Raw genomic sequence first — 14,076 nt, 5'->3', positions numbered from 1 at the left:
GATCAACGCTCGCCGTTACACCCCGTCGATCACACCGAAACCGGGGCAGCGTACGGAACACGGGTGGATTCCTCGCCGGCCCGGTGGACCGGTCGTTTTATCTTTTGGAGTCGGTGACTCTCGGGTGATGAACGACCGGTCTCCCGAGAACGTTCTCTTCGTCGTCCTCGATACGGTCAGGAAAGACCGTCTCGAACCGTACGGGTTCGAACGGGAGACGACCCCGACGCTCTCGCGGTTCGCGGCGGACGCGACCGTGTTCGAGTCGGCCGTCGCGCCGGCCCCCTGGACCCTGCCAGTCCACGCCTCAATGTTCACGGGGCTCTATCCGAGCCAGCACGGTGCGGATCAGGAAAGCCCGTATCTTGAGGGCGCTCGGACGCTCGCGACGACCCTCTCGGCTGCCGGGTACGACACTGCCGCGTACTCATCGAACGCCTGGATCACGCCGTACACGAATCTCACCGACGGATTCGACGACGGCGATACGTTCTTCGAGGTGATGCCCGGAGACGCGCTCTCCGGGCCGCTCTCGACCGTCTGGAAGACGATGAACGACAACGAGGTGCTTCGAGACGTCGCGTCGACTGCGGTGCAGTTCGGGGCCAAAATCCACGAGTACCTCGCGAGCGGTGACGGTGCGGACACCAAGACGCCGGCGGTCGTGGACAAGACGCTCTCGTTCGTCGACGAGAGCGAGAGCGATCGGGGCTGGTTCGCGTTCGTCAACCTGATGGACGCCCACCTGCCGTACTATCCGCCGGAGGAGTACCGAGAACGGTTCGCCCCCGACGCCGACCCGGACGCAGTCCCGCAGAACTCCAAGGAGTACAACTCCGGGGCCAGGTCTATCGACGAGGACGGATGGGCGGACATTCGCGACCTCTACGACGCGGAGATCGCCCACATGGACGACCAACTGGGCCGGCTCTTCGAGACGCTGAAAGAACGGGGCGAGTGGGAGAATACAACGGTCATCCTCTGTGCCGATCACGGCGAACTCCACGGTGAACACGACCTCTACGGTCACGAATTCGCACTGTACGAAGAGCTCGTGAACGTCCCCCTCATGGTCAAACACCCCGCATTGGAATCCGATCGGCGCGAGGATCTCGTGGAGCTGCTCGACCTCTATCACACGGTTCTCGATGCGACTGGGATCGCGCCTGAAGGGAGTGAGCCCGACACCGACGAGGGGGAGCGCGTCGTCGGGTTCGATCCGACGCGCTCGCTGTTCGACGATCGGTATCGGTCCTACGAATCGGCGACCACTCCGCTCGACCCCGGCCACTGCGTGAACGAAGGGGCCGACCGCGACTACGCGTTTATCGAGTACGCGCAGCCGGTCATCGAGTTACATCACCTCGAGGAGAAGGCGAACGCGGCGGGACTGACGATCGGAGAGAACCACCGTGCGAGGGCCCGTCTGCGAGCGGCGAGGAGTCGCGACGGAAAGTACGTTCGCGCCGACCGAATTCCCGATGAAGGGTTCGCCCTGGAAGCGGATCCCGACGAATCTCACCCGCTGTCTCCGGGCGAAAACGAAGCGGTCGACGCCGCAGAACGGGCGTTGTCCCGGTTCGAAGACGCGATCGGCGGGGCGTGGACCGAGGCAACTGACGGGAGTGCAGACGCGCTCGACGACGCGGACGAACAACTGCAGGAGCGGCTGCGCGACCTGGGATACATGGAGTAGCGATGCTCGTCGGACAGCTTTCGGAGACGCCGGAGTGGCTCGCTTCGATGTTTACCTCGGAGATCGCGCTGCTCGTCCTTCTCGGGGTCAGCGTCCTTGAGGGTGCGATGCTGCTTCGATTCATGCCGAGCGAACTGGTCGTTCCGAGCGCACTGGCGCTCATCGGATCGTCGATCCTGGAGACCGTCGCTATCGTCGCGATCGCCGTCGTCGGGACGACTATCGGGCAGACCATCCTCTTTGTCCTGGCCCGCCGGGGCGGTCGCGAGTACCTGCTCCGGAAGAGCTGGCTTCCGATCAACGAGGGACGTCTCGACCGCGTGGACGGTTGGTTCGATGCGTGGGGCCAGCTCGCGGTCCCGGTAACGAACACGATGCTGTTCGTTCGCGGCCTGTTGACGATCCCGGCCGGGCTCTCCGAAATGACGATTCGGCGGTTCGTCGTTCTCTCCGCGATCGGGTCCCTCTCCTTTCAGTCGATCCTGGCGCTCGTGTACCTGATCGCCGGAGAAGTCATCGCCCTGTGATCGGGCCCGGTGAGTCGCCGCCGAATACCCCTCCTGCGGTCCGAGGAGCCTCGCCGGCGCGCGCCGCCGCGTCACCGATCCGGCTTAGAAAAGCGCCTCGCTTTCGTCGAGCACCCGCGCCGGGCCGCCGACCTCCCAGACGTCGGTGTCGACGCCGATCTCGGCGATTCGGCTCTCGACCTCGTCTGCGTGGCCGGCGAGCGTGTTCACGTACACCGAGGCGCCGGTGTCCGTCGAGAAGTAGACGGGAACGCCCGACTCGCGGAGTTCGCGGACCGCGTTGAACACGGCTATCGTCTCCGGCTGCCAGTACACCCAGCCCGCGGGGCCGGTCATGGTGGTGGCCGTCAAGGAAAGGGAGTCGTGCTCGGCGGTCTCGAAGATCCGGTCGAAGTCGCCCTCGCGGAGCGCGTCGGTCATCTCGACGAGCTGGTCCTGGACGTGCGCGGTCCGCGCCTGCATCATGTGGCTCGCAGCGGCCTCGCGGTGGGCTTCCTCGGTTTCCTTATAAGCGGGGACGTGTGCGGCGACGATCCGGAGGTCCTCCTCGGGATCGAAGCCGTCGTCGCTCACGCCGACGTCGAGCCGGTAGGAGCGGCAGTCCTCGTCGTTGAGCCCGGCGTCGAGCCGCGAGTACGCGCCCGTTACCGAGCGGGCGGCAGAGGAGGAGCCGCGGCGGGCGACGGTGGACACCTCGGAGAGCGACATCTCGAGGCCGGCGGCCTCGGTGAGCGCGAGCGCGGCGGCCGCGAAGCCGGACGACGAGGAGCCGAAGCCGATGTTCGACGGGAAGGAGTTCTCGCTTTCCAGCCGGACGGCGGCGTCGACGCCGGCCAGCTCGCGGACGTGGTCGACGACCATGTCGATGCGCTCGGCGGCGCGGCCGTCGACTTCCTCGTCGCCGATGACGTAGACGTCCTCGCTCGCGTCGGGCTGCCACTCGACGGTTGTCGTCGTCGCGGTGGGGGCGGTACAGAGGCTGATGCTGTCGTGGTACGGCAGTCGGAGCTCCGGGTCGCGCATCCCGTGGTACTTGACGAGGCCCTGGATCGGGTGGGCTCGCGCGGTGGCCTTCTCGGTCATACCTCGGGAAGCGTCCGGCGGGGGATTAGTCGTTGCGATGGACGGGAGGGAGGCCGGTGCTCGGTGTCGGCTGCTCAGCACGTCTCAACGTCGAGTCGGTTGAATCTCTTGAGTCGGTTGAGTCGACCGAGTCGGTCGAGTCCATCGGGCCGCCCGAGACGCTCGAACGGGTATTGATTGTCAGGTGTTTCCGGGGGCCAGCCGAGCTGTAACCGCGTACCTCCATTCGACTCACGACTCCGTTTCCGGCTCGTCGGCCCACCAGTGCAAGGTGAGACTGACGGCCCTGTCGAGGCCGAAGACGCCAGACGTTCGATCGACGCTCGCGGTGTGCGGAGCACTCAGTTCGATGCGGGACCCGTCCTCGAACTGAACCGCGATTCCGGAGTCGGTTTCGGCGAGCGTCTCCACGACCGAGTCCAGTCGCCCGAGCAGTTCCGACCGGTCCACGGCGGACTCATCGCGACCCGACCGCCGGGCCACCCCGCCGAACACCGGATCGACGTCGACGTCGCTGGACCGGTTCGAGAACACCGCGTTGACCGCCGCCCCGATCAGGAGGAGCAGGCCGATGACGTAGAGCCACGTCAACAGCACGAGGATGCTCGCGACGAGGTTGCCGCCTGTAGCCCCGGATTTGAAGACCGTGAACACGGCTTGCGCGAACGCGACGCCGACCGCGGCGAACGCGGTTCCGGGGACGATCTCCAGCGCGGAGACGTCGGTATCCGGGAAGATGTAGTACATCGGGTAGAACACGACGAACAGCCCGGCGATGGTTACGAGGGTTCGAAGGAGTACCCCGACGAGTCCCGTCTCGACCACCGGAAGGCGGCTCCCGATCAGACTGGCGGCCACGATCGCCAGCGTCACCGTGACGAGTAAGACCAGCCCGTCGCCGAGCTGGTCGGTGAACGTGTTCTCCGACTCGGTCTCGTAGATGTCCGAAAAAGCGGTGTCCAGCCCCCGGAAGATTCGCATGGCCCCCCAGACGAGGAACGCCGCCCCGAGCAGCGAGACCGACGTGTCCGCTTCGGTCAAGCCCTGCTGGATGACCGCACTCGCTTCTGCCGTGAGGGCCGCCTGCATGACGCTGACGATCGAGTCCCGGAGGACGACGTTCTGGGTTCGCTGGACCAGCGTCAACACCAACAGCATGAGCGGGAGGATCGAGATGAACGCGTGATAGGCGATCGACCCCGCCAAGAACGTGAGCTTCTCGACGCGAACCTCGTGGACGACCGCCCGCAGCAGTTCCTCGGCCCGGTTTCGAGTGCGTCGCATGGAGCGGTAGTCGCCAGCCGTGAACATGAAGCTACGGCCGGGGCCTGGACGCCGACAGCGGCGAGCTGACCGGGTTGACCGCCGGCGCCCTCGTCGACTTCCGTCCCCGCGACGGCGACGCGATCGAGGGGAACCCTTTTTGACGGGTCGGCGGGTACACCGCTTCATGACCGAGTACACCGTCGAGTTCGTCGGCACCGGCGAGACGATCGAGGTGGCCGACACGGAGACGATCCTCAGTTGCTGTATCGACGAGGGGATCGCTCAGGAGTACTCCTGCCGCGTCGGGATGTGTCTCGCCTGCTCCGCGGAGATCGTCGAAGGCGAGGTGACGCAGCCGGCGGCCCGCGGGCTCACGGACGAGGAGAGCGAGGCGTACGCGCTCACCTGCATGGCGCGGCCGCAGTCCGACCTGACGCTCGACCGGGGCAAGTACCCCCCGAGCATCGAGGACGACGCGGCGACGGACGCGGGTGATGTTGATGGCGCAGCGGCCGACGACGACTGATAATCAATAGGAGAGCGGCTCGTTCTTTGTAAGCGAAACGTGTTTCGTCGCGGATCGGTCGATCGTTTATAAGTGGTTAATAGTGGATCGACGGAGAACACCTTCAAAGCCCCAGCCGGGAGGTCAGCGCACGCTCGCTGCGCGCTTCAATCGGTCGCTAGCGCTCCCTCCTTCCAGTGCTTACGTCGCCTGCGCTGACCTCCCGGCTGCCCCTTTGAGTCCCACCCCGCACAGCACCGCAACTGCACCGCAGCCTCACGCCTCCCCAGCCTCGTCGGCCACTCTCCGCTTCGCTCCGAGAGGCCGACTCCCTCGCGCGTGCGGCTCACGCCCAAATGGGCGCTCGCCGGCACGCGCCGACCGCACTTCATTTATACGCGATCGTCGATCACTTCTCGAACCCGTTCTCCGCGACGAGGGTCCGAACCCCGACGTACGCGACCGCAGCGATGCCGACGTAGGCGACGACCAGTGCCGTCGTCGTCGCGTCGCCGCTGTCGATCGCGAGCCGCGCGACCGCGTTTGCGGGACCGCCGGCCATCGCCGTGGCGCCGCCGAAGAGGACGAGCACGCCGATCGAGTAGAGGAACTGGGCGGCCCGCCGATCGGGCGCGAGCGCGGAGATGGCGATCGCGAGCGCGACGACCAGCGCGGTGAGCGCGGTCATGAGGACGAGGATCGAGGGGACGTTGGCGACCGGCGTCCCGTTCACGCGGAGGAGGAGGAGCCAGAGGAGCGCCTGTCCGGGGGCGATCGCGACCGCCGCCAGCGCCTTCCCGTCGACGATCTCACCGAGCGTGACGGGCGCGACGCGGAGCAGCTCGAGCGTCCCCTCGTCGATCTCCTCGGTGATCGAGTCGACCACGAGCGACCCCGAGATGAAGACGGGAAGGAAGACGAGCACCGGGATCAACACGGTGTACGTAAACGTGAAGTACGGGCTTGTGCCGGTGCGCTCCGGGAGGGGAAGCGGCGACTCGCTCAGGAATGCGGCCCGGTCCGCGCGCTCCTGTCGCTCGTAGGTCCGGAGCATGTCGCGTAGCTGGACGACGATCACGGTGGTCTCCACCGTGGCGTCCGGAGCGGTGACCACCACCGAGATCCTGCCGTTGTCGTTCCGGTTCGCGACCACCACCGCGTTGGCGTCGTTGCGGTCGAAGGCGAGCCGCGCCGCGCCGGCGTCCTCGTAGCGCGTGACCGAGGCTCCCTCGACTTCACTCGCGGCGCGCTCGAGGTCGCTCACGGCGTCGCCGGCGCCCGCCACCTCGACCTCCGCGCCGCCGAGCGATCCGGGGTCGTACATCGAGACGAGCCCGACGACCAGGAACGAGGAGAACGCGGCGATGAACAGCTGGATCCCGATCGCGAGCAGGATCGTCTTCTCCGCGCGCAGGCCCGCCAGCTCTCGCCCGGCGATCGTCAGCCGGCTGTCTCGGTTACGCATAGACGCTCACCACCCCGAAGTTGTACGCGGCGTGGATCAGCGTCGCCAGCGCCAGCGTCAGGACGTAATGCGTCCGGCTCCGGCTCGCGCCCACCGCGGCGACGGTCGTCGCGAACCCGTGGAGCAGGAGCGGCGCGAAGAACAGCGCGACGATGGCGATCGCCGGGAGTCCTTCCATCCCCGCCACGCTCCCGAAGGCGGCGCGGCCGACGTACAGGTCCGTGAGCCCGACAGCCTGCACGACCGCGGTGGCCTTCTCGGCGAGGAAGAAGCCGACCGCGGAGGCGATCCCGACCGCGACGGCGACCCGATCGGCCCGGACGAAGGCGCCGCGCTCGAACCCGGCGTAGAGGTGGACGCTCTTCGCGAGCTCCTCGATGAACGCGATCGTTACCAGGAGCACGGGAATCGACACCGCCACCGGCAGCGCGAAGAGCAGCGCGACGGCCAAAAGCTCCGCGACGAACACGAAGGGGATCGTACAGGCAGTGAGGAACGCGACCGGTGCGAGCGCGCGGAGCCGGTCTCGTATCGCCCGGCCCGAGCCCATCTCTCCAACCACCGATAGCCGGACCGCCAGCGCGTCGAGGAACTTCCGCCCGACCGGCTTCTGGGTGAACATGTCCTCCTCGCGGTAGACGCCGAGCCCGAGCCCGAACAGGAGCGCGGCGCCGACCGTCATCGGACCGGTCGAGAAGAGGGCCTCGCCGACCGAGACCGCCTCGCCCTGCAGGTCGAAGACGACCAGCGTGAGCGGCGAGACGAGCGCCACCGGCGTGACGTTCGTGAAGATCGCCGGCACGAACGCGTACGTCGTGAGGAGGACGCTCACGCCCACCGTGACGAAGGTGAGCTCCTTAAACGACCGCGCGAACATCGCGCCGACGAACGTGGCCCCGAGGAAGGCCATCGCCACCGGGAGGACGGCGATCACCGAGAGCGCTCCGCCGCCGACCGCGACCGCGATGAGCGTCGTGACGAGCGCCGCGACCGCGACGTACGGAAGCGTCTTCCCCGCGACGATGTCGACCGGCGAGAGCGGCGTGACGAGCAGGGGTTCCCCGCGCCGGTTTGTCCGCTCGTCGAGGACCGACGAGCCGTACGCCTGAATGAGGAAGTTCATCGGCACGAGGAAGACGAACGCGAGGAGGAGCGAGACGAACGGGAACGGCGGCGAAATCGATCCCGGCGATCCGACCGTGTCCGCGCCGAACGTCGCGCCGCCGATCGAGGGGACCGCGAACCCACCGTCGTCTTCGGTCGCGGCGGTGCCGTCGGTGAGTTGGCCGTCGGTACCGTCACTGCTGCTGTCGCCGCCTCCGTCGCCTCCGTCGCCGCCGCCGCCACCGCTGCTGCCATCCCCGCCGTCTCCGGAGCCACTCTCTCCCCCGTCGTCGCTGCCGGAATCACCCGAATCGCCGAGCGTCGACTCGTCTTCGAGCCCACTCGTTCGCCCGATATACTGCAGCGTGACGGTGATCGGGAACGCGGCGGTCCGGTTCTCCTCGGCGGCCATCAGCCGCTCGTTGTGCGCCTCGACGGCCTCGCGGAACTCTGCGGCCGCGGCCTCGCCTTTCCGCGTGTCACTGGCCTGGACGACGGCAATCGCGACGGTCCCGCTCTGTCTCCCGTCGAACACGACGAGGTCGGCCGTCTCGCCGAGCGTGGCGCCGTCGACGGGGACGGGCGTCAGCGCCGGTGCCTCCTCGACCGCGTCAGCGTACGGGGAGTCGCGGTCGACGGCGACGCGGTACACGTCGCGGTCGACGTCGAGCCCGACGACGCCGGCCGCCAACCCCCCACCGAGAACGCCGCCGGCGACGAGCAGGAGCGCGAACGCCGCGAGCAGGGTCCGGCGGTCGACGCCGCCGCTCGCCCGAGCCGTCTCCCAGCGAGCGACCCGGAGGACCCGTCGGAGCCGGTCGATCACTCAGCCCCCTCCGGCGGCTCCGGCGGCTCCGCCCCCGGTGTATCGGCCCGGCATCGGCCGCCCGACGATGTCCAGGAACACGTCTTCCAGGCTGGGCTCTCGGGTGCGGATGTCGACGACCTCGCCGCCCGCAGCCGCGGCGGCCTCGCGGACCGCGTCCACCGCGTCCATCGTCGGTACAGTCGTACGAAACCGGTCACCGACCTCCTCGGTCGCGGCGTCGGGGTCGTCGAGGTCGTCGAAGACCTCGGCCAGCGCGTCTGTTCGGGCCGGCGACACGTCGGTGAACACGCGGTACGTCGTCTCGCCGTGTCGCTCGCGGATCCCGTCGACGCTCCCGCGGGCGACGATCCGACCTTCGTTCATCACCGCCACCCGATCACACACCGATTCGACGTGGTAGAGGTTGTGCGCCGAGAACACGACGGTCTTCCCGGTCTCGCGAAGTTCGCGGGTGAACTCCAGCACGGAGTTCGTCGTCACCGGGTCGAGCCCGGACGCCGGCTCGTCGTACACGAGGACGTCTGGGTCGTTGACCAGCGACCGGGCGATGGCGACCTTGCGTTTCATCCCCTTCGACATGTCGCCGAGCCGGCGCTCGCGGTGGTCGAGTTCGAGTCGGTCGAGGGCGGCCTCGATCCGTTCGTCGGCGGCCTCGCTCGGCACGTCGTAGAGGTCGGCGAAGAAGCCCAGGTACGACAGCGGCGTCATCTCCTCGTAGAGCGGTGACTCCTCGGGGAGGAAGCCCAGCTGCCGGCGCATCTCCGGGTCGTCGGAGGCGAAGCCGGCGACCTCGACCTTGCCGTCGGTGGGGTCGACGAGCCCGGCGAGCACCTTCAGCGTCGTCGTCTTCCCGGCACCGTTCGGGCCGACGATGCCGAACACCTCGCCCTCTTCGACGGAGAAGGTGCTGTCGACGACGGCGGCGAAGTCCCCGTACGTCTTTCGCAGCTCCTCCACTTCGATCATGCCTCCGGGTCCGCCGTCGGGCGGGTTAAAGCCACGCCTGCGGCTATCACCCGCGAGAATGCGACGGGCGGAGTGAGGGGTTCGTCCCCGTCAGTCGTCGACGCGATCACTTCGACGGTCAAGCGTTCCCGACCGTCCCGTCTGCGTCAGTCCGTGTACGGCTTCTCGATGTTCGAGTCGCCGCTGATGTACGCGTTCATCCGACGGGTGATCCCGTCGAACAACGTGATGAGCGGCGAGAGGACGCGCTCGACCAGTCGGATCGGCGACGCGACCCGTAGCGACCACCGCTCGGCGTTTCCGAGGCCGAACGCCTTGGGGACAATTTCGCCGAACACGAGGACAAGAACGCTCGTACACACGGTCGTCACTACGATCGCGACGCCGGAGGGGAGGTAGCTGGCGACCAGAACGGTCACAATGCTCGAGATCGCGATGTTGACGACGTTGTTTCCGACGAGCAGCGTCACCAACAACCGGTGGGGATCGTCGTAGAGCTCTTTCAGGACGTTCCCGCGACGGTCATTTGTGGCTGCCTGCTGCTCGAACCACTCGGCCGGCAGCGAGAAGATCGCGGTCTCCGAGCTCGAGAAGAACGCGCTGAGTGCCAGCAGCACCGTCACCGTCGCGATCCCGACCACTCCAAGTGCGACTCCGACCATGCGACGTATTCAAAAACAACATCAAAGAGCGTGTCGCCCGGACGCCAGAGATCGAAGCGGATACGCGCCGCTCCTCCTTCGATGTGTGAGTCGGCGCCAGTCAGCGACCCCGCCAATACGCAGAAGACTGATTGCTGCGCTACTCCTCTTATTCCTCTTCTTCTTCCTCTTCTTCGACGGGAACTCGTCCTCGTTCCCAGACGGCCTCAACTGATGTGTCGTTCGGTGCCGTGTGCGAGACGTCTTTCATGGTGCCGCGATCGCTTGTCATCTTGTGAACGGATAGCGAGGATTTCCGTATTAACCCTTCGTGGAAAGAGATAATGATACCTGATACCATATAAGGAATTAATATGTGTCGAGTTAACTACGACGAGATCGAGACACGGATCGTGAATTACCGGTCTTACACCGGCGGCGAATCGAACGGATGGTTTGATCTCGGGGTGTCCGGTGGCGAGTCCGCGTCGACGGTCGTCCGCGAGGGAGCGACGCTCGCCGTGGGTCGCGACGTCGCGGTCGCGCCGGCGGTCGCCGCCGAGTGCCTCCGCGACACCCGCAGGTGGCCCGACTGGGGACCGGCGATCGACGCCGTCCAGAGCGACGACCGCTACGTGACCCGCGGGACGACGGGACAAGTCCGCGTTGCCGGCGCGTGGCTCCCGTTCCGCGTGACCGCGTGCAACGGGCGACGCTGGGACTGGCGGGTCTCCGGGATCCCGGCGACCGGGCACCGCGTCGACAGGTACGCCGGCGAGCCCGATCGCAGTCGCGTCGTCGTCGAAGTCCCGCTGGTCGCGGCCTGGTACGTCCCCGTCTGTCGGCGGGCGCTGGATCGGTTCGCGGCGCTGGTGGAAGAGCAGTCGGGCGAGAACTCGACCGGGGGCACGATCGACGTCGACGCCTAACGATACCGGCCCGTCGCCCGGAGCCGATCAGTTCTCGTACCCTTCCTCGAAGGGATCGATGTCCTCGCTGCCGGGTTCTGCCTCGTCCCGTGTGAAGCCCGGGCCCCCCGTCGCCAGCTCGAAGACGAGCCCGTCGGGGTCGCTGAAGTAGATGCTCTTGAAGTACGTGCGATCCTTCACCTCGGAGACGCGCACGTCCTGCTCGCGGAGGTGGTCCTGCCACTCGCGGAGCGTCTCCTCGTCTTCGACGCCGAACGCGAAGTGGTGGCTCGCACCCGGACCGGGCGCGCCCTGCGAGCCCGGGTACTCGAAGTAGGTGACGACGGTTCCCGGCTCGCCGGTCGGCGTCGACGAGAAGTAGTAGTGCGGCGTCCCCGGGTCGTCGTAGTTCTGGGTCCGCTTGACCGTGTGCCAGCCGAGCGCGTCCTCGTAGAACGCGACAGTTTCGTCCATGTCGGTACAGATGTTCGTCACGTGGTGCAGTCCGGTGGTGGGTGGGGCGTCGCTCATGTTTGTGTGATCGGTTGTCGGGGGAGACAGTTAGCGGTACTGGCGGGTCGTATGCGGTTAGCCCCGTCCGCGCGTCGTTCAAACCGGGACGGCGTCGGTCGGGACACCCCGTCACAGGTCGCGCGTGACGGGAGTGCCAGACCGAAGTGGTACCGACGGGGAATCTGCTAACACAGTGTAACCACATATACAGACGTAACCTATTTATCGCTTCCCGGACAATAATGGAAGTAGAGACACCAGATGTCATCGCAGGATCTCGCCGGCTCCGAACCGGCGGACACGACCGATAGAGAGCCTGAAACGGACTCCGCATCCGGCCCGGACACGCCGTGTCCCGTCGTCGACTCGCTCGAACAGATCGGCTCGCGCTGGCGGCTCGTCGTGCTCCACGAGCTGTTGAACGGCGAGTCGCGGTTCAACGAGCTGAAACGCGAGACCGACGCGAACGCCCGGACGCTCTCGCGGGTGCTCGACGACCTCCAGGAGACCGGCTTCGTCGACCGCCGGCTGGAGGAGGACTCGCCCGTGGCGACGTACTACAGCCTCACGCCGAAGGGCGAGTCGCTGGCGCCCGTCTTCGAGGAGATCGACGACTGGGCCCACGAGTGGCTCGCCGAGTGTGACGCGTAAGACCTGGTCAGCGATATTGCTGGTCGTTTATAAGTGAACCTCGTCCTCGTGGCGGTCTATTTATAACTCGCTGCTGGCGGATCGACCGCGAACACCTCCAAATCTCCGGCTGCTCACTTTTAAATGACTGACTGTGAACCGGCGGCGAACACTTCCAAAGCCCCAGCCGCGAGGCCGCAGTACGCTCGTTGTGCTCCTCGCTCGCTCCGCTCGCTGCGGTGCTTACGTCGCCTACTGCGGCCTCACGGCTGCCCCTTTGAGTCCCGCACCGCACCGCACAGCACCTCACGCCTCCCCAGCCTCGCCTCTTGCTCCCTCCGGTCGCTCGCGGCGTCCCTCGCGCGTGCCTGCTCGGCCGCGGGGCGGCCTCGCAGGCACGCGCCACCGCCCCATTTATAAATAATCGGCGTAGGATCTCGTGTCAGTTTATAAACCGCGTCGCTCTCACACGTATTTTCGCGCAAACCCGTACAGGTCCGGGAGCACGTACGCCACCCCGCCCACCGCGAGAGCGATCACGAGCGGGACTCCCCACGGGCTGTACCCGTCGAGCCGTATCGACCATCGGAGCAGCCCGGCGGCGTCCACCAGCGGCGGCACGAGGTACACGCTCGCACCGACCGCGGCGGCCGCCGGTGCGTGAACCGCCGAGACCCGATAGCCGTACGCGCTGCCGGCGATGAGGACGAGACCGAGAGCGAACACGAAGATGGCGTAGATGAGTTCGCCGAACCCGCCGAGCGGACCGGCTCCGTAGATCCTGAACTCGTAGACGCGTTCGTTCGCGAACACGTAGTACAGTCCGCCCTCCTCGGGAGCCTCATCGAGGTCGACGCCGGTGTCCCCCGGTGCGGCGTCGAACCCCTCGGGAATCGGTCTCGTAAGCCGGACGATGCCGTCGTCGGTCTCCGTCGCCAGCGTGAAGAAGCGCTGTCCCCGCTCGGGGAGCTCCTCGTACTCGAAGGCGAACCCCTCGCAGTCGCTGAACGCGACGGTAACGCCTCCGGAGTCGGCGTCGTCGGTCGGGAGGAGGCACGCGAGTTCGTCGTCGTCCCTGACGAAGTTCCACGTCCCCGACCGGAACTCGGACGGGAGATCGTCGACGGCGACCTCATCACGATCGGCACCGGCGTCGACGACGTCCTGCGCCGCCCCGGAGAGGTCCGCGTAGTGACGGACCTCGCTGTCCGTCTGATCCACCACGTACGTTCGCGGGGCCGGATCCGTCGCGCCCGCGGCGGCGCCGATGAGGAGTCCGACTCCGACGAGGAACAGACAGAGGGCCGCGAGGAGTTCCGGTGACGGGCGGGTCATTACGCGTTCAGATTCCCCGACGGCGTATGTGTCTTGTGTGACCTCGACTCGTCGGCGTTGCTCCCGGCGCGGTCGAACGGCGCACTACCGCCGAAACGCACACGGCCTTCCGGCCCGTATGGATCGCCGTGTACGCCGGACTGAAGAACACCCCGTGTTGCCTGTGCGGTCGCGACGACACCCACACCCGGATCGCGGTGCCGCCGCGAGCGATCCGGCTGCTGGAGAACGGCGAGCCGATCGCGTGGCGCGACGTGGTCGGCACGGTGACGCTCCGGTTCTGCGCCGACGACTGGGACCTCGTGAGCGACCTGGCGATCGAGATGGACACCCACCCGCTCTCGCGGTGTAACGCGGCACACGTCTCGCTCGACCTCCGCGAGGACCACGAAGCGCTGCTGTCCGCAACGAAGGCGGAGACCGATCAGACGGAACTGGAGGGGCGACTCGTTTCGGAGGCCGAGGCGACGCTCGACGCGGTCGACGACCCCTACACCGAGGAGCGCGACGTGGTCGAAGCGATCGTGGTGTTGCGCGCGCTGGAGGAACTCGGCGTGCGGGACGAACCGGGCGATCCGGTGGCGCCGTAGCCCGACGATCCCTTAGAA

15 protein-coding genes are annotated in these 14,076 nt (G+C 67.0%); 6 read left to right on the top strand and 9 right to left on the bottom strand.

The genetic code is table 11. The annotated features are described in order from the left end of the window. Positions 1 to 127: 127 nt before the first annotated feature. Complete coding sequence (locus ACNS88_RS14785; RefSeq protein WP_435099201.1) at positions 128 to 1,696, top strand: sulfatase; 1,569 nt, start codon at positions 128 to 130, stop codon at positions 1,694 to 1,696. 2 nt (positions 1,697 to 1,698) lie between these two features. Then, positions 1,699 to 2,223 carry a DedA family protein gene (locus ACNS88_RS14780; RefSeq protein WP_435099199.1) on the top strand — a complete coding sequence of 175 codons (525 nt, stop codon included), beginning with the start codon at positions 1,699 to 1,701 and terminating at the stop codon, positions 2,221 to 2,223. Positions 2,224 to 2,307: 84 nt separating this feature from the next. On the opposite strand, the gene mvaD is transcribed toward ACNS88_RS14780, so the two are convergent. After that, positions 2,308 to 3,306 carry a phosphomevalonate decarboxylase MvaD gene (gene mvaD, locus ACNS88_RS14775; protein ID WP_435099197.1) on the bottom strand — a complete coding sequence of 333 codons (999 nt, stop codon included), beginning with the start codon at positions 3,304 to 3,306 and terminating at the stop codon, positions 2,308 to 2,310. Positions 3,307 to 3,537: 231 nt separating this feature from the next. Beyond that, on the bottom strand, positions 3,538 to 4,590 hold the full coding sequence (locus ACNS88_RS14770; RefSeq protein WP_435099195.1) for a YhjD/YihY/BrkB family envelope integrity protein: 1,053 nt from the start codon (positions 4,588 to 4,590) through the stop codon (positions 3,538 to 3,540). Positions 4,591 to 4,756: 166 nt separating this feature from the next. Here ACNS88_RS14770 and ACNS88_RS14765 point away from each other — a divergent pair, with 166 nt between their 5' ends. Continuing rightward, the gene (locus ACNS88_RS14765) at positions 4,757 to 5,098 is read left to right on the top strand and encodes a 2Fe-2S iron-sulfur cluster-binding protein (protein WP_435099193.1); all 342 of its coding nucleotides are present in this window, start codon (positions 4,757 to 4,759) and stop codon (positions 5,096 to 5,098) included. 388 nt (positions 5,099 to 5,486) lie between these two features. Here ACNS88_RS14765 and ACNS88_RS14760 read toward each other — a convergent pair whose 3' ends face one another. The 5 genes from ACNS88_RS14760 to ACNS88_RS14740 form a co-directional block, all read right to left on the bottom strand. After that, complete coding sequence (locus ACNS88_RS14760) at positions 5,487 to 6,542, bottom strand: ABC transporter permease (protein ID WP_435099191.1); 1,056 nt, start codon at positions 6,540 to 6,542, stop codon at positions 5,487 to 5,489. Further along, entirely contained in the window at positions 6,535 to 8,472 is a 1,938-nt protein-coding gene (locus tag ACNS88_RS14755) for an ABC transporter permease family protein (protein WP_435099189.1), read from the bottom strand. The genes ACNS88_RS14760 and ACNS88_RS14755 overlap by 8 nt, the downstream gene beginning before the upstream one ends. Beyond that, on the bottom strand, positions 8,473 to 9,441 hold the full coding sequence (locus tag ACNS88_RS14750) for an ABC transporter ATP-binding protein (RefSeq protein ID WP_435099187.1): 969 nt from the start codon (positions 9,439 to 9,441) through the stop codon (positions 8,473 to 8,475). A 146-nt stretch (positions 9,442 to 9,587) separates the two neighbouring features. Next, complete coding sequence (locus ACNS88_RS14745; protein ID WP_435099185.1) at positions 9,588 to 10,103, bottom strand: CNNM domain-containing protein; 516 nt, start codon at positions 10,101 to 10,103, stop codon at positions 9,588 to 9,590. Between the two features lie 148 nt (positions 10,104 to 10,251). Continuing rightward, positions 10,252 to 10,374, bottom strand: a complete 123-nt coding sequence (locus ACNS88_RS14740; protein WP_435099183.1) for a DUF7989 family protein — start codon at positions 10,372 to 10,374, stop codon at positions 10,252 to 10,254. Between the two features lie 175 nt (positions 10,375 to 10,549). Here ACNS88_RS14740 and ACNS88_RS14735 point away from each other — a divergent pair, with 175 nt between their 5' ends. After that, a complete protein-coding gene (locus ACNS88_RS14735; RefSeq protein ID WP_435099235.1) occupies positions 10,550 to 11,011 on the top strand; it encodes an SRPBCC family protein in 462 nt (153 codons plus the stop codon). Between the two features lie 27 nt (positions 11,012 to 11,038). Here ACNS88_RS14735 and ACNS88_RS14730 read toward each other — a convergent pair whose 3' ends face one another. Continuing rightward, positions 11,039 to 11,521 carry a VOC family protein gene (locus ACNS88_RS14730; protein ID WP_435099181.1) on the bottom strand — a complete coding sequence of 161 codons (483 nt, stop codon included), beginning with the start codon at positions 11,519 to 11,521 and terminating at the stop codon, positions 11,039 to 11,041. Positions 11,522 to 11,764: 243 nt separating this feature from the next. Between ACNS88_RS14730 and ACNS88_RS14725 the strand changes: the two genes are divergently transcribed. After that, on the top strand, positions 11,765 to 12,154 hold the full coding sequence (locus tag ACNS88_RS14725) for a winged helix-turn-helix transcriptional regulator (protein WP_435099179.1): 390 nt from the start codon (positions 11,765 to 11,767) through the stop codon (positions 12,152 to 12,154). A gap of 444 nt (positions 12,155 to 12,598) precedes the next feature. Here ACNS88_RS14725 and ACNS88_RS14720 read toward each other — a convergent pair whose 3' ends face one another. Then, on the bottom strand, positions 12,599 to 13,468 hold the full coding sequence (locus tag ACNS88_RS14720; RefSeq protein ID WP_435099177.1) for a hypothetical protein: 870 nt from the start codon (positions 13,466 to 13,468) through the stop codon (positions 12,599 to 12,601). 128 nt (positions 13,469 to 13,596) lie between these two features. Here ACNS88_RS14720 and ACNS88_RS14715 point away from each other — a divergent pair, with 128 nt between their 5' ends. Further along, entirely contained in the window at positions 13,597 to 14,058 is a 462-nt protein-coding gene (locus ACNS88_RS14715) for a DUF7960 family protein (protein ID WP_435099175.1), read from the top strand. Positions 14,059 to 14,076 lie beyond the last annotated feature (18 nt).

Origin of the sequence: Halorubrum shenae (genome assembly GCF_051194165.1) — an archaeon.
GTDB lineage: Archaea > Halobacteriota > Halobacteria > Halobacteriales > Haloferacaceae > Halorubrum.
Note: the sequence above shows the minus strand (reverse complement) of the source record. Positions and strands in the feature narration are given on the sequence as shown.

Coding starts and splice junctions, on each gene's coding strand:
- ACNS88_RS14785 (WP_435099201.1), top strand. CDS start 128: ATGAACGACCGGTCTCCCGAGAACGTTCTCTTCGTCGTCCTCGATACG.
- ACNS88_RS14780 (WP_435099199.1), top strand. CDS start 1,699: ATGCTCGTCGGACAGCTTTCGGAGACGCCGGAGTGGCTCGCTTCGATG.
- mvaD (WP_435099197.1), bottom strand. CDS start 3,306: ATGACCGAGAAGGCCACCGCGCGAGCCCACCCGATCCAGGGCCTCGTC.
- ACNS88_RS14770 (WP_435099195.1), bottom strand. CDS start 4,590: ATGCGACGCACTCGAAACCGGGCCGAGGAACTGCTGCGGGCGGTCGTC.
- ACNS88_RS14765 (WP_435099193.1), top strand. CDS start 4,757: ATGACCGAGTACACCGTCGAGTTCGTCGGCACCGGCGAGACGATCGAG.
- ACNS88_RS14760 (WP_435099191.1), bottom strand. CDS start 6,542: ATGCGTAACCGAGACAGCCGGCTGACGATCGCCGGGCGAGAGCTGGCG.
- ACNS88_RS14750 (WP_435099187.1), bottom strand. CDS start 9,441: ATGATCGAAGTGGAGGAGCTGCGAAAGACGTACGGGGACTTCGCCGCC.
- ACNS88_RS14745 (WP_435099185.1), bottom strand. CDS start 10,103: ATGGTCGGAGTCGCACTTGGAGTGGTCGGGATCGCGACGGTGACGGTG.
- ACNS88_RS14740 (WP_435099183.1), bottom strand. CDS start 10,374: ATGACAAGCGATCGCGGCACCATGAAAGACGTCTCGCACACGGCACCG.
- ACNS88_RS14730 (WP_435099181.1), bottom strand. CDS start 11,521: ATGAGCGACGCCCCACCCACCACCGGACTGCACCACGTGACGAACATC.
- ACNS88_RS14725 (WP_435099179.1), top strand. CDS start 11,765: ATGTCATCGCAGGATCTCGCCGGCTCCGAACCGGCGGACACGACCGAT.
- ACNS88_RS14720 (WP_435099177.1), bottom strand. CDS start 13,468: ATGACCCGCCCGTCACCGGAACTCCTCGCGGCCCTCTGTCTGTTCCTC.